We start from the raw sequence: 18,481 nt of genomic DNA on the forward strand, positions 1-18,481 counted from the left end.
GGCTGGACGGGCGGCTGAGCACTCTGCCTTGCCGGACGGCGTCGGGACCCTCGCTAGGTCCCGACGCCGTGGCACTACCGTGGCTTCCGTGACGACAACGGCCATGGCGAGCGCCCAGTCGCGCTGGCTCCCGTACTATCTGGCGCTCGTCGTCACGACCTCGCTTACCGTCGGTGTCTCCTCCTGGTTCCTGTTGCCTCGGCCGTCCTTCGGCCCGCTCGTCCTCCTCTGCATCATGGGCCTGGTCAGCTATCAGATCCGCGAGCCGGAGCTGGGTCTGCGCATCAGCTTCTCCTTCCTCTCGATCATCCTCGTGGCCTCGGCCGCGATCGTCGGGATGTTCGGTGCCTGGCTGGTCGGAGCCCTGTCCATGCTCGTTGACAGGGAGCAGCCACGTCGGAGCGTCACGATGTTCAACGCGGCGATGTGCAGTCTCCTCGGCGCGAGCAGTGCTCTCACGTACGCGCTCCTCGGCGGCGTCGAGGGAGACGCGATGGTCGGCATGGGACCGGTCAGGCTTGCCTCCGATGTCGGCTGGCCCCTGCTGGCCGCTGACATCGCCGCCTGCCTGGTCAACGCGGCACTCCTGTCCGGTGTCATCAGCCTCGACAAGCGCGTGCCCTTCTGGGTGCAGATGCGGCAGGTGCTGACCGGTTCGGGTGTCGCCTACGTCGGCTACGGCGTCATCGGTCTGCTCTTCGTCATCCTGTGGTTCCCTGCGGGACTCGGCGCCTTCAGTGCATTGCTCGTCCTCGCGCCGCTGCTCGCGGCCCGGTGGGCCTTCATCCAGTTCGGCGAGGAGCTGCGCTCTCACGAGCGGACCGTCGACACCCTCGTCACGGCGCTCGGCACCAAGGAACCGGCCGCCGTCGGAAGGAGTCGTCGGGCTGCTGCACTTGCGGAGTGGGTCGCCGAGGGGCTGGGCCTGCCGCCCGGCCAGATCGGCACGGTCCGCTACGCCGCGACGCTCCACGAGATCGGACATCTGGGAGTGGCCACCCGCCTGCTCCGCCGGGCACCGTCCTCACTCAGTCCTGCCGAGCGGCGCGTCATCGACGGCCACAGCGTCGTGGGTGCCCGGATGATCGAGGGGATCGACTTCCTCGAGGACGCCCGATCGGGCATCCGCCACCAGCACGAGCGTTTCGACGGGAGTGGGCGACCTGACGGCCGGGCCGGGCAGGACATCCCCATCGCGGCGCGAATCGTGGCCGTGACGTCGGCCATCGACGAAGTCGTGCACGCGTCCGACGCCGGCGCTGGCGTCACCGTCGCTGACGTGGCGCGCGCGCTGAGCGCCGACCCGGGTCGGTTCGACCCCGACGTCGTGGCGGCGGCGATCGCCGCCCTGGACCGGCACGGGCTGCCGACGTCCGCACCCGCGGAGGCGGCGACGTGAACGGTGCTCTCCGTCGCGAGCCGGTCGCCGGATTCTTCGGCGTCCTCGGCCTCGTCGCGTCTGTGGCGGTCGCGATCCGAAGCGGGGACGTCCCCGCGGCGCAAGACCTCACGACCATCTGGTTCGTCGCCGTGTTCGCCGTGGCGATCGTGGTCGGTGAGTGGTTCCACGTATCCGCGCCCGGATTCCGCGAGGCAGCCCCCATTTCCATGGGCGCTGCCTTCGGACTGGCACTGACCACGGAGCTGCCCGGGAGGGTGCAGCTGCCTTATGGCGCCCCACTGGTGCTGGCGGTCACAGCCGCGTCCATGGCGCTCGGCACCACCGTGCGCGTCGTCGCCGGGCGCGACACGAGCCTCGTCGACGCGGCCGGGCGGTTCGTGGCGATCCTCGCGGTGACGCTTGTCTACCGCGTCGCCGTCCTGGGCCAGAGTCCCGGCGCCACGCTGCGCGAGGGCTCGTACGCGCCGTGGCAGCAGGCACTCCTGCTGCTCGGGATCTGTCTGCTGGCCCTGGTGACCGATGCCCTCTTCACCTCGCTTCTGCAAGGGCTTGCGGTCGGCGCCAACGTGCGCCGGATCTTCGTCGAGGAGTTCCGATCCTCGTTCGCGCTGTCGATCGCCGTCGCGGTCACCGGCGTCCTCATCGCGCTCGCCGCCCCGCCCCTCGGCATCGTGGCCCTGCCGCTCTTCCTCATCCCGCTCGTCCTGACGCTCTTCGCGTTCCGGCGCTACGTCAGCATCCGCGCCACCTACCTCCAGAGCATCCGGACGCTCTCGCGCCTCACCGACGCCGCGGGCTACACCCCGTCCGGGCACTCCGAGCGCGTGGCGGCCCTGTCGGTCCAGGTGGGCCGCGAGCTGGGCCTGTCGGAGCGCGAGCTGCTCGACCTCGAGTACGCCGCGCTGCTCCACGACATCGGACAGGTGGCCCTCGTCGAGCCGATCCCCGGTGGCGCCACCGTCCTCGCCGCGCCGGCCGACCAGCGGCGCATCGAGGCCGACACCGTCGCCATCGTCCGAGAGACCGGCGTCTTCGAGGGGGTCGCGCGGATCCTCGAGCACCAGACGACGCCCTACCGCCAGGTGCGCGAGCTCGGCGAGGAGATCCCCCTGACGAGCCGCATCGTCAAGGTCGTCAACGCCTACGAGGACCTCACGGCGGGGGCCCGCAGCGCTCGGGCGCGTGAGGCGGCCGTCGAACGCATCTACCTCGGACTCGGCTACGAGTACGACCCGCGCGTCGTCGACGCCCTCCTCAAGTCCCTCGGCTCCTCGGCCCACGCCTGAGACAGGGGTCACACCGCGCCGGAGGCCCTTGGGTCGGTCCGTGTCGCCGTGCCATGATGGCGACTTCGGGCAACCCCCGTCGCGAGAACGAAACCTGCAGGCCAGACCCCCGGCACTGTCCACCAGTGAGGGCGCCTGCCCTCTTCGTCTCCATGCGAACGAGGTGTTCCAGCATGAGTGCGTTGCCCACCAGCCAGCTCTTCGACCCCAGCGACCCGGTCTTCCGGGCCCACGTGGGCGGGAAGCTCGGGGTACACGCCACGTCGGAGCTGCGCGATGCTGCCGACCTCTCCCTCCTCTACACGCCGGGGGTCGCCCAGGTCTCCCTCGCCATCGCGGCCGACCCGACGCTGGCCGCCGTCTATACGAGCCGACGCAACACTGTCGCCGTCGTCAGTGACGGCACCGCAGTCCTCGGGCTCGGCGACGTCGGACCGCTGGCCGCCATGCCCGTGATGGAGGGCAAGGCGGTGCTCTTCAAGCACTTCGCCGACGTCGACGCCGTCCCCGTCTGCATGGAGACCGGCAGCGTCGACGAGATCGTCGACGCGGTGGCGCGGATCGCACCGACGTACGGCGGCATCAACCTCGAGGACATCTCGGCGCCGCGGTGCTTCGAGATCGAGTGCCGGCTCCAGGACCGTCTCGACATCCCGGTCTTCCACGACGACCAGCACGGCACGGCGGTCGTGGCCCTGGCCGCCCTGCTCAACGCGGTCAGGGTCGTCGACAAGGACCTCGCCGACCTCACGGTCGTCGTCTCCGGCGCCGGTGCCGCCGGTGTCGCCGTGAGCCGGATCCTCGTGTCGGCCGGCGTGGGCGACGTGGTCGTCGTCGACTCCCGGGGCGTGCTCGGTCCCGACCGTGACGACCTGGCCGCCCACAAGCGCGAGCTCCGGGAGGTGACCAACCGGTACGGGGTGACCGGCGCCATCGGCGACGCGCTCTCCGGGGCCGACGTCCTCATCGGCGTCTCCGGGGGCACGGTCGCCGAGCGCGACCTCCTGCGGATGGCACCGCGCGCGATCATCTTCGCGCTCGCCAACCCCGACCCCGAGGTGCACCCGGCCGTCGCCGCCCGCTTCGCCGAGGTGGTCGCGACCGGCCGCTCCGACTTCCCGAACCAGATCAACAACGTCCTCGCCTTCCCCGGCATCTTCCGCGGCGCACTCGACTCTGGGGCCCGCCGGATCACCGAGGAGATGAAGCTCGCGGCAGCGCATGCCATCGCCGGGCTCGTCGACGCACCGACGGCCGACCGGATCGTGCCGAGCGTGTTCGACGAGCGCGTGGCGCCGGCCGTGGCCGAGGCCGTCTCGGGCCGGGTCCTCGGGGGAGTGCGTTAGCCGGCCGACCGTGACGACGCTCCCGGTCCGTCCGGGCCGGGAGCGTCGTCGTCGGCCGGGTCGGTGAGTCCTCTGGCCGCGAGGGCCTCACCCGTCGAGCGTGCGAAGGCGACGACGTGCACGACCGTCGGCACGACGACGGCCCGTGGGTTGCGGTCGAGACCTCGGGCGCGGGCCGACTCGCGCACGCTGGAGAACGACCCCGCCACCCAGGGCACCGAGCGCACGACGACGCCGAGGGTGAGTGCCACGACCTCGGGGTCGACGACGCGGCGCAGCGGGCGGGCCGCCCGCACCACGCCGTCGAGCAGGTCGGTGACCGGCGTCGTCGCCGTGAGGATGCCCGCCGCGACGAACGCGTTGACGATGCCGAGGACGACGCGGACGGCATACGCGAGGTCGCGCGACCACCACTGGAAGGCCAGCAGGACGACGAGGACGGGGAGGAGGCCACGCATCGAGCGCACGAGGCGGCGCGCCGGGAGGCGCGCTGCCAGCACGACCCCGACCAGGACGACGGTCGTGACGGCGAGCGGCCACACCGACTGCGCGAACCAAGGCGTCGCCCCGACGACGAGGACGCCGACGAGCTTGAGCCACAGAGGCATTCGATGCACCACCGACGTGCCGGGGACGTGCGCCGTGAACAGGCCGGGACCGTTCACGTGGCGTCGGACAGCGCGAGGTAGCGCTCCACGGCCGTCGCCGGCTCACCGTCGAAGACGATGCGCCCCTCGTCGACGACGAGGGTCCGGTCGGCGTGGAGGGCGAGCTCGAGGTCGTGGGTCGCGACGACGACGGACTGGGGGAGCGAGTCGAGCAGGGAGCGCAGCCGGAGGGTGTTGCGTCGGTCGAGGAGCGTCGTCGGCTCGTCGAGGACGAGCAGACCCGGTTCGGTGGCGAGGACGACGGCGAGGGCCATGAGCTGACGCTCACCCCCGGACAGGTCGTAGACGCTCTGGTCGGCGAGGGGGGCCAGTCCGAAGCGCTCGAGCACCCGCTCGGCGGCGGCCCGGCGCTCGGTGCGCGACCGGTGCAGGCGCCGCAGGGAGAGCTCGACGTCCTCGCGCCCCGTGGGCATGACGAGCTGCGAGATCGGGTCGGTGAAGGCGAACGCGACGCGGCGGCGCACGCGGGCCCCGTGACGCACCGTGTCGAGGGCGTCGACGGTGACGGTGCCCGACGTCGGGGTGACGAGACCGTTGAGGAGGCGGAGCAACGTCGACTTGCCCGACCCGTTGGCGCCGATGACCGTCACCCGCGACTCGGTCAGGACGAGGTCGACGGGACCGAGGATGGTGCGCGTCCGCTGCCCGGGCGAACCGTCGACGGGCACGGTCACCGTCGCGGCCTCGAGGCGGACCTCCGTCACGGACGGGTCACGCGCTGGGGCGCCGCGGGCGCACGAGGACGTCCGGGAAGGCGCGGTGCACGGCGACGGCGGCGACGACCGCGACGACGTCCTTGACGAGGTCGCCCGGGAGGAAGGGCAGGTCCGCGCTGATCGCGGCCGACAGCGGCAGCCGGAGGTTGACCATGAGCCCGACGACCCCGAGCGCGTGGACGACCGCGACGGTCGTCGCGAAGGAGGCGAGCAGGAGCAGTGGCACCCAGAGCGACCGGTTGGTGCGGCGGACGACCACGCGGGCGGCAACCCCCACGACGAGCGCCGCGACGAGGAACGACACGAGGTAGCCGGCCGTCGGTCCGCTCAGCACCTGCAGGCCGGACTGACCCCGGCTGAAGACCGGCAGCCCGACGAAGCCGAGCAGCAGGTAGAGCGCCACGGCGAGGCCGCCGCGGAGGGGCCCGAGCACGAGCCCGGTGAGCACGACTGCGAGGGTCTGCAGCGTGATCGGCACCCCGAACCCGCCCACGGGGATGCCGGGCACGACGGCGGCCGCGACGAGGAGCGCCGTGAAGACGGCGACGAGAGCGACCGACTGCGCGTCGACGCCGTGGGTCTGCTGACCGGCGCCGCGATCGCCGGCCCGGGAGGCCTGGCCGGTCGTGGTGGCGCTCGACTCGGCACGGTCCCGGGTCGCCGTCGTCGTCTGCGCGGGCTCGTGGCGCACGGGGGTGTTGTCGGTCACGGGCAGGACCCTACCGGGGCGCCGTTCGGCCTCCGGTCACTATGGTGCTGGAATGCTCGCTGCCTACGCCGCCGGTCAGTCCGCCTCCGACCCGCTCTCCGGTCTCGTCGTCGGGGACCGCCCCGATCCGGAGGCCCGCCCGGGCTGGACCGTCGTCGACCTGCGCGCCGCCGCGCTCAACCACCACGACGTGTGGTCGCTGCGTGGCGTCGGCCTCGCGGCGGACCGGCTGCCGATGGTCCTCGGCTGCGATGGCGCCGGGGTCGACGCCGACGGAAACGAGGTCATCGTCCACGCCGTCGTCCCCTCGGAGGGCTGGCGCGGCGACGAGACCCTCGACCCGCGACGCACCCTCCTGTCAGAGCTGCACGACGGCACCCTCGCCGAGAAGGTCCTCGTCCCCGAGGGCAACGTCGTGCCGAAGCCGGCGTCGATGTCGTGGGAGACGGCTGCCTGCCTCTCGACGGCGTGGCTCACGGCATATCGCATGCTCTTCACCAACTCCGGAGTGCAGCCGGGCGGCACTGTGCTCGTCCAGGGCGCCGGTGGCGGTGTCGCCACGGCGCTCATCCAGCTCGGCTCGGCCGCCGGCTACCGGATGTGGGCCACCTCCCGCGACGAAGCCCGGGGTCAGCGGGCCCTCGAGATCGGCGCTGACCGCGTCTTCGGCTCGGGCGAGCGGCTGCCCGACCGCGTCGACGCCGTCATGGAGACCGTCGGCGCGGCGACGTGGTCGCACTCGGTCAACTCGCTCCGCCCCGGCGGGACGATCGTCATCTCCGGGGCGACGTCCGGCGACGCCCCGGCGAAGGCCGAGCTGACGAAGATCTTCTTCAAGCAGCTGCGCGTCGTCGGCTCGACGATGGGCACCCGCGAGGAGCTCGGGCAGCTGGCCCGCCTCGTCGAGCAGGCACGCATCGAGCCGGTCGTCGACTCGGTCCTGCCACTCGCCCGGGCCCGTGACGGCTTCGCACGGATGGTCGACGGCGACGTCTTCGGCAAGGTCGTCTTCACCGTCGGGTGACGTCCGCGGGTTCGTCCCGCCCTGCCCCCGGAGGTCACGACCCGTGCGCGCCCGAGACGTGCACGACCGCCGACAGGCCGTCCGCCGACGGCGAGCCGGCCTCGCCGACCAGCCACTCGCACCACAGCGCGGCCCGCAGCCGGGCGACGAGCTGTCCGAGCTCGTAGGGGCTCTCGGCGCCGAGGGTGACCGAGAGCCGGCCCACGTCGGCGGTGCCCGACTCGACGCCGTGCAGCGCAGCGCGAACCGCCCGGGACACCGCGTCGAGGCGGGTGTCGGTGCCGGCGGGGGCGATGCCCACGGCAACGGCCTCCGGGCTGCCCGGCTCGATGCCCAGAGCGGCACGCACGGCCTCGACGCGTCCGTAGCCGAACCAGTCCCCGGGGCCGGTGCGCACGAGGTCGCGTCCTCGGGGGTGGGACTCGAGGGGCTCGTCGACGAGGATCCCCGGCAGCCCCCGCAGCACGGCGGCGGGCACGGCGGACACCTTGCCCTTCGCGAGGTCTGCCGCGGCGGCGATCTCGTCGGCGACCGCGCGGGTCGTTACCTCGAGCGGCTTGCCGTCGGCGTCGGTGCCCCCGCGCAGGTCGTCGAGGACGCGCAGCCCGTGGGCGCCGAGGGCGAAGTCGACCTGTCCGACGCGCCAGGCACGTCCGGCGGTGTCGCTCAGGACCACCCCGACTCGGACGCCGTGCCGCGCGACGAGGGCGTCATGGACCTGCTCACAGATGCCGTCGGGGTCGTGGGGGAGCAGCAGCCACCCGCCGCGCGCCCCCGTGTTGGAGCCGTCGACACCCGCAGCCGCCATGATGGGCCCGGCCTTGGCGCGGACGATCCGCGTGACGCGGTCGCCCACCGAACGCTCGGCGACGACGTACTCGGTCTCGCCGTGCACGACGCGGTCCTTGTCGGGGTCGTGCGTCACGAGACCGAGGGCCTTGCTCGCGATCTTGCTCGAGACGACGACGACGTCGCCGTCGGCGAGCCGGATGCCCGCGTGGTCGAGACCGACCTGGAGCACATCGGCGAGGTCGTCCCCCTCGCGCACCTCGGGTATGCCGGTGAGCGGGGTGATCGTGATCGGCGCGGTCACGCCCGGGCTCGCTCCGTGCGCAGCCGCAGACCGAGGTCGAGGGCCGCCCCGGCCATGTCGGCCGCCGCCTCGACCGAGCTCATGAGCAGCGGGCGGCGCAGGACCTCGAGACCCCGGCGTGCCGGCATGGGGTCGTCCTCGTCGACGAGCCAGCCGTCGAGGAAGTCGGCGTAGAGCCCGGCGACGCCGGCGCTCGACTCCTCGACCCCGATCGTGCGCAGGCACACGTCGGCGTGGCCCCGCACCGGGCGCCCGCCGACGAGGGGGGAGACCCCGACGACCGGCGCGCGGGTGCCGCGCAGCGCGTCGCGCACACCCGGGACGCCGAGGATGATGCCGATCGAGACGACGGGGTTGCTCGGCGGCAGGATGACGACGTCGGCCTCGCGGATCGCGTCGAGCACGCCGGGAGCCGGCGTGGCCCGGTCGAGGCCGGCCACGACGAACCGGTCGGCTGTGAGCTCTGCGCGGTGGCGCACCCACCACTCCTGGAAGTGGATCGCCCGCTGCTCGCCGTCCTGCTCGACGACGACGTGCGTCTCGACGGGGGTGTCGGTCATCGGCAGGAGGCGTACGCCGAGCTCACCGAGCCCCCAGCGTTCGGAGAGCCGCTCGACGACGCCGCTCAGCGGCATACCCTGGCCGAGCAGCTGCGAGCGGTAGACGTGGGTGCCGAAGTCCCTGTCTCCCAAGGTGAACCACTGTGGCTCGGCGCCGAGCGCGGCGAGCTCCTCGGCGAGGTGGTGCGACTCGTCGGCGCGCCCCCAGCCCTGCCCCTCGTGGATGCCTCCGCCCAGGGTGTAGAGCAGCGTGTCGATGTCGGGGCACACCCGCAGGCCGAAGAGCGTGATGTCGTCGCCGGTGTTGCCGATGACCGTCAGCTCGAGCGGATCGGGGCGGTCGGGATCGGCGACCAGTGGGTAGGTCTGTCGGGCGTGGTGGAGCAGGCCCCGGAGGAACCGGGCGCCGCCGACTCCTCCGGCCAGGGCGGTGATGCGCATGCGCCGATCCTCTCAGCAGTCTGCCCCCGTCCCGTCGTGCGGGGTCGGCCCGGACATTTCGAACCTGCGAATATCACCAACGGGCTTGACGTAGGGCATATGACACGCATGTAATTTCATTGTTGTATTCGGTCGGGGTTGGATCGCTGGGAATCTTGGACGCATTTGTCCGGAACCTCCGGAGAACGGTGCCGCTCGGTGCGACAGTGCTGACACAAAGTGCAGTCAGGGTCGAGGAGGGGTCATGCACGAGTTGATGGTGGTTTGGTCGGACACGGGCGAGCAGGAGGGTGAGCTCTCCTGGCAGGAGCGTTCGCTCTGCGCCCAGACCGACCCGGAGGCGTTCTTCCCTGAGAAGGGCGGCTCCACCCGCGAGGCCAAGAAGGTCTGCGTGGGATGCGAGGTGCGATCCGAGTGCCTCGAGTACGCCCTGTCCAATGACGAGAGATTCGGCATCTGGGGCGGACTGTCCGAGCGAGAGCGCCGCAAGCTGAAGAAGCGCGCGGTCTGATCGTGAGGTTCCAGCCCGGCACCTCGCTGGTGTCCGGGTGCAGGTAGCCGCTGTGCCCGACGAGCTCGCCGAAGACCTGAGCACCCCCGCTGGCGCGGGGAGTGCGTCGTCCGTGTCGTTGTCCGCCCCTCCCTCCACCGGGCAGCGACCGAACGGAACGGTCGACGCGATCGTCGTCGTGCACAACGGAGCTGCGTGGCTGGCGCAGTGTCTCGACGGCCTGGCCGCCCAGACACTGCCGCCAGCGCGGCTCGTCATCGTCGACGTCGCGAGCAGCGACACGTCGAACGCCATCGCGCGCGCCCACACCGGCGTGCGTCGGGCGATCCCCTCCGTCGAGATCGTGCGTCTCGACGGCCGCGCGCCGATCGGTCGCGCCATCGACGCCGGTGTCGCGGCGCTCCCCGTCGGCGCCGACGCGTCCACGAGCTGGGTGTGGGTGCTCCACGACGACACCGTGCCGCGTGCCAACGCGCTCGCCCAGCTGCTCCAGGCCGGGCTCCGCTCGAAGTCCGTCGGGGTGGCCGGGCCCAAGATCGTCGACTGGGACGACCCGCGACGCCTCGTCGAGATGGGCATCCAGATCACCCGCACGGGCCGCCGCCTGGCCTCGCCCGCCCGCGGGGAGGCCGACCAGGGCCAGTACGACCACCGCGCGGACGTCCTCGCGGTGAGCACGAGCGGCATGCTCGTGCGACGCTCCGCCTACGACGACATCGGTGGCTTCGACCCCGCGTTCGTCGAGCACGGAGCCGATCTCGACCTCGGCTGGCGGGCGCAGCTCGCCGGCCACCGCGTCATCGTCGTGCCGGGTGCGGTCGTGCGCGACGCGTCCGCCGGCATCGACGGTGAGCGACCGGGTGTCCCCAGGCCTCGTGAGCTCGAACGCCGCGGGCGCCGGGCCGCCCGACAGGTCACGCTGGCACGCTGCTCGCCGCTGGCCGCACCGTTCCTCGCCGTCTGGATGGCGCTGTCCGCCCTCGTGTCGTCCGTGACCCTGCTCGTGGCCAAGCGCCCGAGGCAGGCCTGGCGCGAGCTGACCGACGTCAGCGCGCTGCTCCACCCGTTCGCGACCCTCGGCGCCCGCTGGCGTGGACGCCGGACCAAGCGGTTGCGTCGGGACCACCTCGGCACGCTCTTCGTCGCACCGGCCGTGGCCGCCCGCACCACCATCGACCACATCCAGGACGCCATCACCCCCGAGCGCAGCCGCGCGCGGCGCGAGGCGGCCCTCACCACCGAGACCGGCCCCGTCGCCGACGACTCCGAGTCGCTCGACCACCTGCCGGCATCGCTGCCGCGTCGCATCGTCTCGCACCCCGGGTTCCTCGCCGTCCTCGCCGTGCTCGTCGCGACGACGGCCGCCTGGCGCGACGCCATCCGGGCCGGGGCGCTCTCACCCACGAACGCCGGCGTGGCCGGCGGCGAGCTGCGACCCGTGTCGACCGACGCCTCTGGCCTGTGGCACGCGTTCCGCGACGCCTGGCACGGCGCGGGACTCGGCACCGGCGCCGAGTCCGGCCCCCATCTCGCCGTGCTCTCCGCCCTGACGTGGCTCGCCGAGCGGGTCCCCGGCGTCGCCGAGAGCCGGTCGAGCGCCGGGGTGACCATCGCCTGGCTGCTCTTCCTCACACCGGTGCTCGCGACGTGGTCGGCCTACCTCGCCGGACGCGTCGTCACCTCCTCGCGGGTCGCCCGGGCGCTGGGTGCCCTGGCCTGGGGCACGGCCGGCGTCGCCGCGACCGGCATCGCGCAGGGCCGGGTCGGCGTGGCCGTCGTCCACGTCCTGCTGCCCTTCGTCCTCGCCGGCTTCTGCCTCGCGGCCCGCCGCGACGGCACCTTCACCGCCTCCTTCGCGACGGCGCTCGCGACGGCGGTGGTCGGGGCCTTCGCGCCGCCGCTGCTCGCGCTCTCGGTCGTCGCGGCCCTGCTGCTCCTCGTCCTCGGCCCGGGCCTGCGCCGGGCCCGTGCTCTCGTCCTGCTCGTCGTGCCCACCGCGCTCCTCGGACCGTGGGTGGCCCAGTTCGTCGAGGACGCACGGCTGCTCCTCTCCGGTCCCGGCCTCGTCACGACCGTCGACGACCGCGGCCCGTCGGGGGTGCTCGCGCACGTCCTCGGCGAGCCGGGGGCGACCAGCTGGGCCGTGTGGCTCGGTGCGCCGCTCGTCGTGCTCGGGGTCCTCGGGCTCGCGACGCGGGGACGCAGCCGCGCCGAGTCCGTCGGTCTGCTCGTCGGTGGGGTGCTCGCGCTGCTCGGGCTCGCCGCCGCCCTATTGTCCGGGCGGGTCGTCCTCGGCTCGGCCGAGACCGGGGTCGGACAGTCCGCCACGGCACACCTCTGGGCGGGCGTCGGCGTGCAGCTCTGGCTGGCCGGCCTGCTCGTCGGGGTGCTGGCGGGCAGCAGGCCCGTGCTCGAGTCGCTGGCCCGTCCGGGTCGTCGCTGGGGGTTCGCCGCAGCCGTCGCCGCCGCGGCGCTCGCCGTCGTCCCGGTCCTGGCAAGCGCCGCCTCCTGGGGCGTCCAAGGAATCGGCCACACGCTCTCGGTGGGGCAGGCGACCCTCCCCGCCGTCGCGATCGAGCAGGGCAGCGGCCCGCTCGGCAACCGCCTGCTGCTCCTGCGCCCGTCCGACGACGTCGTGGACTTCGTCCTCGCCGGTCAGGAGCCGGGCGAGCTGCTGCGTGACCTCGACCGCACCCCCGACGCCGATGACGCGCCGCTCGTCGACGCCGTGGCCAACCTCGTGGGCGGCCGCGGGGCCGACTCCCTCGACTCCACCGCCCTGGCCCGCCTCGGCGTCGGCTTCGTGCAGGTGCGGGCGACGGCCGACTCCGCGCTCGCCCGCCGCCTCGACTCCTCCGGGGGTCTGAGCCGTCTCGGCACGAGCGAGCGCGGCATCCTCTGGAAGGTGCAGCCGCTGCCGGCCGCCGACGGCGGGGTCGCTGCGACCGCTCCGTCCCGGGCCCGCCTCGTCGACGCCGACGGAGCGCTGCTGCGGGTCGTGCCCACGTCGGGACCGCACGCCGCGGTCGACACGATGCTTCCGGCCGGGAAAGCTGCACGCTTCGTCGTCCTGGCCGAGCCCGCCGAGTGGTCGCAGCAGGCGCTCGTGACCTTCGACGGCCGAGAGCTCCTACCGGTGGCCGGGGCCGCCCAGCCCACGTATGCCGTGCCCCCCACCGCCGGGGAGCTCGAGATCGATCTCGCTGCAGCACAGCCGTGGTGGCGGCTCGGCCAGGGTCTGCTGCTCGGCTTCGTGGTGTTCATGGCCGTGCCCTTCGGCAACCGACGCTCGAGGAGGCGCACATGACGACGAACGTGCCCGGAATGGTCCGGGCGGGTGCCGTGGCGCTCGTCGCCGCGGGACTCGCGGTCGGAGCGACCCGGGTGAGCGGCTCCGTGCAGCTCGCGACCCCGGGCGGGCAGGCCGGCCTGCCCGAGTCCTCCACCGTCCTGCTCGACGAGTCCTCCCTCGTGTGCCCGGGCCAGCAGCGACTCGGAGCCACGGGGCTGAGGGACGTCGAGGGCACCGTCACCGTCGCGGCGGCCACTCCCGACCAGGGTGTCGTCGCCGGTGCGCCGGCGGGCGGCTCCGGCACCGTGGCGCTGCTCGGCGGGTCGTCGTCCACCGGGCTCGCCCAGAGCTCAGACCGGGGAGCGGAGGTCTCGGCCGGCACCGCCGCCCCCGACGTCGTCATCGCGAGGGCGCGGGGCGCCTTCGCCCCGGGGCTCGTGGCCACCCAGGTGTGGCGCCACGGCGGTGACGACGACCGCGGCCTGACCGTGACCCCCTGCCAGCTGCCGTCGTCCGACGTCTGGCTCGTCGGTGGCGGTGGGGGGCCCTCGCGCACCGAGCGCGTCATCGTCAGCAACCCCGGAGCCAACGCCGTGTCCGTCTCCCTCGAGGTCCTGGGGCGAGGGGGGCCCGTCGACGCGGCCGGCGCGCGCAGCATCTCCATCCCGCCTCTCTCGCGGGAGGTCGTCTCGCTCGACGCCCTCGCGCCCGACGAGGCCGGTCCGGTCGTCCACGTCACCGCCACCGGTGGCGTCGTGTCGGCCGTGCTCGACGAGCAGTGGATCCTCGGTGCCACCGGCCGCGGCATCGACGATGCGACCCGCGCCGCCTCGCCGAGCACCGACCTCGTCGTGCCCGGTGTCGAGACCGGCGGCGGCATCTCGCTGCGCCTGGCCAACCCCGGCAGCACCGAGGCCCTGGCCCAGGTGCGACTGCTCACCGACAAGGGGGCGGTGCAGCCGGAGGACCTCCGGGCCGTACGCGTGCCGGCGGGCTCGACGCTCGACGTGGCGATCCCGTCCAACCCGGCTGCCTTGGGTGTCGGTGTCCGGTCCGACCAGCCGCTCGTGGCTGCGGCCTGGACCGAGCGCCGGGCGACGACCGGGGACCAGATGGGCGACTTCGCCTGGACGCCCGCGACCCCGGCCCTCCGGGGAGTCGCCGGAGTCCTGCTGCCCGGACTCGACGGCACCACGAAACGCCTTCTCCTGACAGCAGGTTCGGCTCCCGCGACGGCTCAGGTGCGGCTGGGCTCCGGCGACAGCGCCCAAGTGTCCACCGTCGACGTGCCGGCCGCCTCGACCGTGGCCGTCGACGCCAAGGACGCGAAGGGCGTGTGGGTCGTGCCGACGAAGGGGACACTGCGAGGCGCCGTCTCCGTGGCAGGGATCGACGGGGGAGTGCCGTTCTTCTCGGTGGCCTCGCTCAGTGACGCGCCCGTGCGGGCCCTGTCGGTGCCGGTGCGTCAGGTGCGCAACTAGCGACGGCCCCGGCCGGCCCGGTGTCGGCGGGTCACTCGCCGAAGCCGGGGTCGAGCTCCTCGGGAGCGACCCCGAGCAGCCCGGCGACCTGCTCCGTCACGATGTCGGCCACGAGGGCAGCGACGTCTCGCCGGTCGGTGACGCGCGTCTCGACGGGCCGACGATAGACGACGATCCGCGCCGGACGCGCGCTCGTCGCCGGGTAGAGCCGGCCGAGCGGCACCTCGCGGTGGTCCCACGGAGCAGGTCCGCGGGGCACGTCCTCGACGGCGAACTCCACTGCGGGAAAGGCACGCCCGCACGTCGCCTCGAGCCGGGCCGCGGCGTCGAGGACGAAGTCGTCGAACTCGTCGCGGCGCGAGGTCATGGCGGGGACCGGCGGCCAGGCCAGAGGCCCCCGGCGGCCACGTCCGTGCCGGTCACGCCGACGACGGCGCCCGGGCGTGCGGGGTGAGGCGGTGTCCACGTCTCCACTCTAGATCGACCGTCACCTCGCGCACGGACGCCACCCGGCGGCATACGCCCTCGGTGATCTCGTGCTCGGACGGCGTGGTGATTCGTCCTCTTCGGGAGGGCGGACTAGAGTCCCGGATCGTGGGTCTGACACGTGGTTGCTCGAAGACGGGATGCGCCCGTCCTGCCGTCGCGACCCTGACGTACGCCTACGCCGACCGTGCGGTCGTCGTGGGCCCACTCGCGACCTACGCCGAGCCGCACACCTACGACCTGTGCCTCGAGCACGCCGAGCGGATGACCGCTCCCCGTGGCTGGGAGGTCGTGCGTGTGGGTGGAGACTTCCCCGAGCCGGCCCTGGCCGCCGACGACCTCCTCGCCCTGGCCGACGCCGTCCGCGAGGCCGGCCGCCCGCGCACGAGCCGCCCCGGAGAGACCCGCACGACGTCCCGGGGCCAGGCCGCCGCGGAGGCCGAGTCCGGCGCCGTCGAGTCCGGCCGCCGCGGACACCTGCGCATCCTCAAGGACTCCTGACCACTAGGGTGTTCGGCGTGCCCCACCTCGCAGACTTCGTCAAGGCCTACGACGTACGTGGAATCGTGCCCGACCAGCTCTCACCCGACGTGGCCCACGCCCTCGGCGCCGCGTTCGCCGAGGTCGTCGCCGTCCCGGACGGGGCCAGCGGTGTCGTCATCGGCCACGACATGCGCCCCAGCTCGCCGGAGCTCTCCGCGGCCTTCGCCGCCGGTGTGACCTCGCGCGGCGTCGACGTGACCGTCATCGGGCTCTGCTCGACCGACGGCCTCTACTACGCCAGCGGCGCCCTCGACCTCCCCGGCGCCATGTTCACGGCGAGCCACAACCCGGCCCAGTACAACGGCATCAAGCTGTGCCGGTCGGCGGCCCGCCCCGTGGGCCAGGACTCGGGACTCGCCGAGATCCGCGACCTCGCCCAGTGGCTGCTCGACGGTGGGACCGGCCTCGCTCACCCGGCCGGGGGTCCCGGCTCGGTGACGACGCGCGATCTGCTCGGTGACTACGCCGCCTTCCTGCGCGGCCTCGTCGACCTGTCCGGTTCGCGCCCGCTCAAGGTCGTCGTCGACGCCGGCAACGGCATGGGCGGCCACACGGTGCCGGCCGTGCTCGGCACGGGCGCCGGCCTGCCCGAGCTGCCGCTCGAGATCGTCCCGCTCTACTTCGAGCTCGACGGCACCTTCCCGAACCACGAGGCCAACCCCCTCGACCCGGCCAACCTCGTCGACCTCCAGGCCGCCGTGCGTCAGCACGGTGCCGACATCGGCCTCGCCTTCGACGGTGACGCCGACCGCTGCTTCGTCGTCGACGCCGACGGCGAGCCCGTCTCGCCCAGCGCCGTCACCGGGCTCGTCGCGGTCCGCGAGATCCTCCGCGCCCGCGAGGGCGGCGACACCGAGGTGTCCATCGTGCACAACGTCATCTCGAGCGCCGCGGTGCGCGAGATCGTGCTCGAGCACGAGGCGACGCCGGTGCGCACCCGCGTCGGCCACTCGTTCATCAAGGCCGAGATGGCCCGCGCCGGAGCCGTCTTCGGCGGCGAGCACTCGGCTCACTACTACTTCCGCGACTTCTGGTACGCCGACACCGGCATGCTCGCCGCCATGCACGTGCTCGCCGCCCTCGGCGAGCAGGACGGCCCGCTGTCCGACCTCTGTGACGAGTACGAGCGCTACGTCGCATCCGGCGAGATCAACTCGACGGTGACCGACCAGGCCGCCGTCGTCGAGCAGGTGCGGGCCTGGGCCCAGGTGCGCGGCGCCGGCACCGACGAGCTCGACGGGCTCACCGTCACGAGCCCCGAGGGCGACGCCCCGATGTGGTGGTTCAACGTGCGCGCCTCCAACACCGAGCCCCTCCTGCGGCTCAACGTCGAGGCCGCCGACCGTGAGACGATGCAGGACGTGCGCGACGAGCTGCTCGCCCTCATCCGGTCGGGTGCCACCGTGAGCGACGAGACCGGGTCCACCCCCGCCCAGGACGCAGGAGACGCTTCGTGAGCCAGAGCCAGCAGACGATCGAGCCGTGGCTGCGCGGCATCCTCCGGTGCCCGCAGTGCAAGGGCGAGCTCATCGACGCCGTGCACACCGCGGGTGAGCACGCCGGCACGAGTGAGACAGCCGCGACCGGCGAGACCGCCGAGACCGCCGAGCTGCGCTGCGACACGTGCCACCTCGCCTACCCCGTCGAGGGCGGCGTCCCCGTCCTGCTCGTCGACCTCGCCCGCCGCACCGACGGCTGAGACCCGTGGGCGCCGTGTTCGACGAAGCCCGCCTCGACGACGAGGGCGCCCTGGCCGCTCTCGACTCCAGCGACACGTTGCGCGCCCTGGCGGGCGCGGGTGCCCAGGTGCGGCGCACGGTCGCGGCCTCGACCGAGGCCGGCCTCGACCGGCTCCGTGACGTCGAACCCCGTGGGGTCGTCGTCGCGGCCGCCGGCGGGTCCGTCGCCGTGGCCGACCTCTTCGAGGCCGTGTCCCGCGGCGCGTCGGCCCTGCCGGTCCAGAGCTGCTGTTCGGGATCGCTGCCCGGCTGGGTGGGGGCCCTCGACGTCGTCATCGCCGTGTCCCAGTCCGGTCGGGCGGCCGGCACGCTCGCCCTCGCCGCCGAGGCGGCGCGGCGTGGCGCCTTCCTCGTCACGGTCGGGGCGGCCGACTCGCCGCTGGCCGAGGTCTGTGCCCGGGCCCACGGCGTGCACGTCCCGATCGCGGTCAGCGGGGCATCCTCCCGCACGTCGGTGTGGGCCCAGGCCACTCCTGCGCTGCTGGCCGCCGACGCCATGGGCATCGCGTCCGTCAGCCACGAGACGCTCGCCGAGCTCGCCGACGTGCTCGACCGCACGGCCACCGACGCGCGCCCGTCGTCCGAGTCCTTCGTCAACCCCGCCAAGGTGCTGGCGACCGAGCTTGCCGAGTCGACGCCCATCGTCCTCGGCGAGGGCCGCTTCGGGGACGTCACGGCCCGCCGGGCGGCCGCGATGTTCGGTCGCACGGGCCGCGTGCCCGTCGCGCACGGCGCCCTGCCCGACGCCGCGAGCCAGATCGTCGCGTGCTTCGACGGACCCCTCGCGCCGGGCCAGTCCGGTGGCGGCGGGAGCGACGACATCTTCGCCGACCCGTTCCTCGACGGCCCGACGCGGCCACCGCTGCGGCTCATCATGCTGCGGGACACCTCGCCGGGTGAGCCGCACAGCCTTGCCGAGACCGTCGTGTCCGTGGCCGAGGACGCGGGCGTGCGCGTCTCGCTCGTCGACGCCCCGGCGGCCGACCCCCTGCTGCGCCTCGCGCACCACGTCGCCCTGACCGACTTCGCCGCGACCTACCTCGCCCTCGGCTTCGGCTTCGACCCCGCCACCTCGCCCCACGTGCGCCTGCTGCGGGGCGCCCGCGACACCTGACCCGCCCGGCACGCCGAGGGCGTATGCCGTGTGCCGACCGCGTGCGGAACGGATGCCGTCCGGGGTCGGT

Annotated in this window: 17 protein-coding genes; 11 read left to right on the forward strand and 6 right to left on the reverse strand. The window is 73.6% G+C overall.

Annotation, left to right across the window (positions count from 1 at the left end; all coding sequences use genetic code 11):
- Positions 1-88 precede the first annotated feature (88 nt).
- The 3 genes from ASE25_RS06765 (at position 89) to ASE25_RS06775 (ending at position 4,034) form a co-directional block, all read left to right on the forward strand.
- A complete protein-coding gene (locus ASE25_RS06765) occupies positions 89-1,399 on the forward strand; it encodes an HD-GYP domain-containing protein (RefSeq protein WP_056824195.1) in 1,311 nt (436 codons plus the stop codon).
- On the forward strand, positions 1,396-2,688 hold the full coding sequence (locus ASE25_RS06770; protein ID WP_056824198.1) for an HD-GYP domain-containing protein: 1,293 nt from the start codon (positions 1,396-1,398) through the stop codon (positions 2,686-2,688). Before ASE25_RS06765 ends, ASE25_RS06770 begins: the two co-directional genes overlap by 4 nt.
- Before the next feature lie 173 nt (positions 2,689-2,861).
- The gene (locus tag ASE25_RS06775; RefSeq protein WP_056824200.1) at positions 2,862-4,034 is read left to right on the forward strand and encodes an NADP-dependent malic enzyme; all 1,173 of its coding nucleotides are present in this window, start codon (positions 2,862-2,864) and stop codon (positions 4,032-4,034) included.
- Here ASE25_RS06775 and ASE25_RS06780 read toward each other — a convergent pair.
- From ASE25_RS06780 to ASE25_RS06790, 3 genes are read right to left on the reverse strand one after another with little or no spacing between them, the layout of a single operon-like run.
- Positions 4,031-4,699: an energy-coupling factor transporter transmembrane protein EcfT gene (locus ASE25_RS06780; protein ID WP_255358382.1), complete on the reverse strand. Its 669-nt coding sequence runs from the start codon at positions 4,697-4,699 to the stop codon at positions 4,031-4,033. The two genes, ASE25_RS06775 and ASE25_RS06780, sit on opposite strands and share 4 nt — an antisense overlap.
- Positions 4,696-5,406 (reverse strand): energy-coupling factor ABC transporter ATP-binding protein, encoded by a 711-nt coding sequence (locus tag ASE25_RS06785; protein WP_056824202.1) that lies wholly within the window; start codon positions 5,404-5,406, stop codon positions 4,696-4,698. The genes ASE25_RS06780 and ASE25_RS06785 overlap by 4 nt, the downstream gene beginning before the upstream one ends.
- A 7-nt stretch (positions 5,407-5,413) precedes the next feature.
- A complete protein-coding gene (locus ASE25_RS06790) occupies positions 5,414-6,127 on the reverse strand; it encodes a biotin transporter BioY (protein WP_056824205.1) in 714 nt (237 codons plus the stop codon).
- A 52-nt stretch (positions 6,128-6,179) separates the two neighbouring features.
- Between ASE25_RS06790 and ASE25_RS06795 the strand changes: the two genes are divergently transcribed.
- Entirely contained in the window at positions 6,180-7,151 is a 972-nt protein-coding gene (locus ASE25_RS06795) for a zinc-binding dehydrogenase (RefSeq protein ID WP_056770642.1), read from the forward strand.
- A gap of 34 nt (positions 7,152-7,185) precedes the next feature.
- Here the strand turns inward: ASE25_RS06795 and ASE25_RS06800 are convergent, their stop codons facing one another.
- Together ASE25_RS06800 and cofD are read right to left on the reverse strand one after the other, a co-directional pair.
- Positions 7,186-8,244 (reverse strand): coenzyme F420-0:L-glutamate ligase, encoded by a 1,059-nt coding sequence (locus ASE25_RS06800; RefSeq protein ID WP_056770640.1) that lies wholly within the window; start codon positions 8,242-8,244, stop codon positions 7,186-7,188.
- Positions 8,241-9,245, reverse strand: a complete 1,005-nt coding sequence (cofD, locus tag ASE25_RS06805; RefSeq protein ID WP_056824207.1) for a 2-phospho-L-lactate transferase — start codon at positions 9,243-9,245, stop codon at positions 8,241-8,243. Before cofD ends, ASE25_RS06800 begins: the two co-directional genes overlap by 4 nt.
- Positions 9,246-9,489: 244 nt before the next feature.
- Between cofD and ASE25_RS06810 the strand changes: the two genes are divergently transcribed.
- The 3 genes from ASE25_RS06810 to ASE25_RS06820 all read left to right on the forward strand — a co-directional run bounded on the left by ASE25_RS06810 (position 9,490) and on the right by ASE25_RS06820 (position 14,529).
- The gene (locus tag ASE25_RS06810; RefSeq protein ID WP_020143018.1) at positions 9,490-9,756 is read left to right on the forward strand and encodes a WhiB family transcriptional regulator; all 267 of its coding nucleotides are present in this window, start codon (positions 9,490-9,492) and stop codon (positions 9,754-9,756) included.
- A 112-nt stretch (positions 9,757-9,868) separates the two neighbouring features.
- Positions 9,869-13,063, forward strand: coding sequence for a glycosyltransferase family 2 protein (locus tag ASE25_RS06815; RefSeq protein ID WP_235508581.1), 3,195 nt, complete (start codon positions 9,869-9,871; stop codon positions 13,061-13,063).
- A complete protein-coding gene (locus ASE25_RS06820; protein ID WP_056824214.1) occupies positions 13,060-14,529 on the forward strand; it encodes a DUF5719 family protein in 1,470 nt (489 codons plus the stop codon). The genes ASE25_RS06815 and ASE25_RS06820 overlap by 4 nt, the downstream gene beginning before the upstream one ends.
- A 31-nt stretch (positions 14,530-14,560) precedes the next feature.
- On the opposite strand, the gene ASE25_RS06825 is transcribed toward ASE25_RS06820, so the two are convergent.
- The gene (locus ASE25_RS06825) at positions 14,561-14,896 is read right to left on the reverse strand and encodes a metallopeptidase family protein (protein WP_020143015.1); all 336 of its coding nucleotides are present in this window, start codon (positions 14,894-14,896) and stop codon (positions 14,561-14,563) included.
- A gap of 227 nt (positions 14,897-15,123) precedes the next feature.
- Here ASE25_RS06825 and ASE25_RS06830 point away from each other — a divergent pair, with 227 nt between their 5' ends.
- The 4 genes from ASE25_RS06830 to ASE25_RS06845 are packed head-to-tail and all read left to right on the forward strand — an operon-like array spanning position 15,124 to position 18,411.
- Positions 15,124-15,516, forward strand: coding sequence for a DUF3499 domain-containing protein (locus ASE25_RS06830; RefSeq protein ID WP_056824217.1), 393 nt, complete (start codon positions 15,124-15,126; stop codon positions 15,514-15,516).
- 8 nt (positions 15,517-15,524) lie between these two features.
- The gene (locus ASE25_RS06835; RefSeq protein WP_056824220.1) at positions 15,525-17,015 is read left to right on the forward strand and encodes a phosphomannomutase/phosphoglucomutase; all 1,491 of its coding nucleotides are present in this window, start codon (positions 15,525-15,527) and stop codon (positions 17,013-17,015) included.
- On the forward strand, positions 17,012-17,257 hold the full coding sequence (locus tag ASE25_RS06840) for a Trm112 family protein (protein WP_056824223.1): 246 nt from the start codon (positions 17,012-17,014) through the stop codon (positions 17,255-17,257). Before ASE25_RS06835 ends, ASE25_RS06840 begins: the two co-directional genes overlap by 4 nt.
- 5 nt (positions 17,258-17,262) lie before the next feature.
- A complete protein-coding gene (locus ASE25_RS06845; protein ID WP_082619342.1) occupies positions 17,263-18,411 on the forward strand; it encodes an SIS domain-containing protein in 1,149 nt (382 codons plus the stop codon).
- Positions 18,412-18,481: the final 70 nt, after the last annotated feature.

The sequence above is a fragment of the Terrabacter sp. Root85 genome, from assembly GCF_001429185.1.
In the GTDB taxonomy this organism is placed as follows: domain Bacteria; phylum Actinomycetota; class Actinomycetes; order Actinomycetales; family Dermatophilaceae; genus Terrabacter.

Bases quoted from the DNA above. Each gene is read 5' to 3' on its own strand.
- cofD (WP_056824207.1), bottom strand. From the start codon at position 9,245: ATGCGCATCACCGCCCTGGCCGGAGGAGTCGGCGGCGCCCGGTTCCTC.
- ASE25_RS06810 (WP_020143018.1), top strand. From the start codon at position 9,490: ATGCACGAGTTGATGGTGGTTTGGTCGGACACGGGCGAGCAGGAGGGT.
- ASE25_RS06820 (WP_056824214.1), top strand. From the start codon at position 13,060: ATGACGACGAACGTGCCCGGAATGGTCCGGGCGGGTGCCGTGGCGCTC.
- ASE25_RS06775 (WP_056824200.1), top strand. From the start codon at position 2,862: ATGAGTGCGTTGCCCACCAGCCAGCTCTTCGACCCCAGCGACCCGGTC.
- ASE25_RS06795 (WP_056770642.1), top strand. From the start codon at position 6,180: ATGCTCGCTGCCTACGCCGCCGGTCAGTCCGCCTCCGACCCGCTCTCC.
- ASE25_RS06825 (WP_020143015.1), bottom strand. From the start codon at position 14,896: ATGACCTCGCGCCGCGACGAGTTCGACGACTTCGTCCTCGACGCCGCG.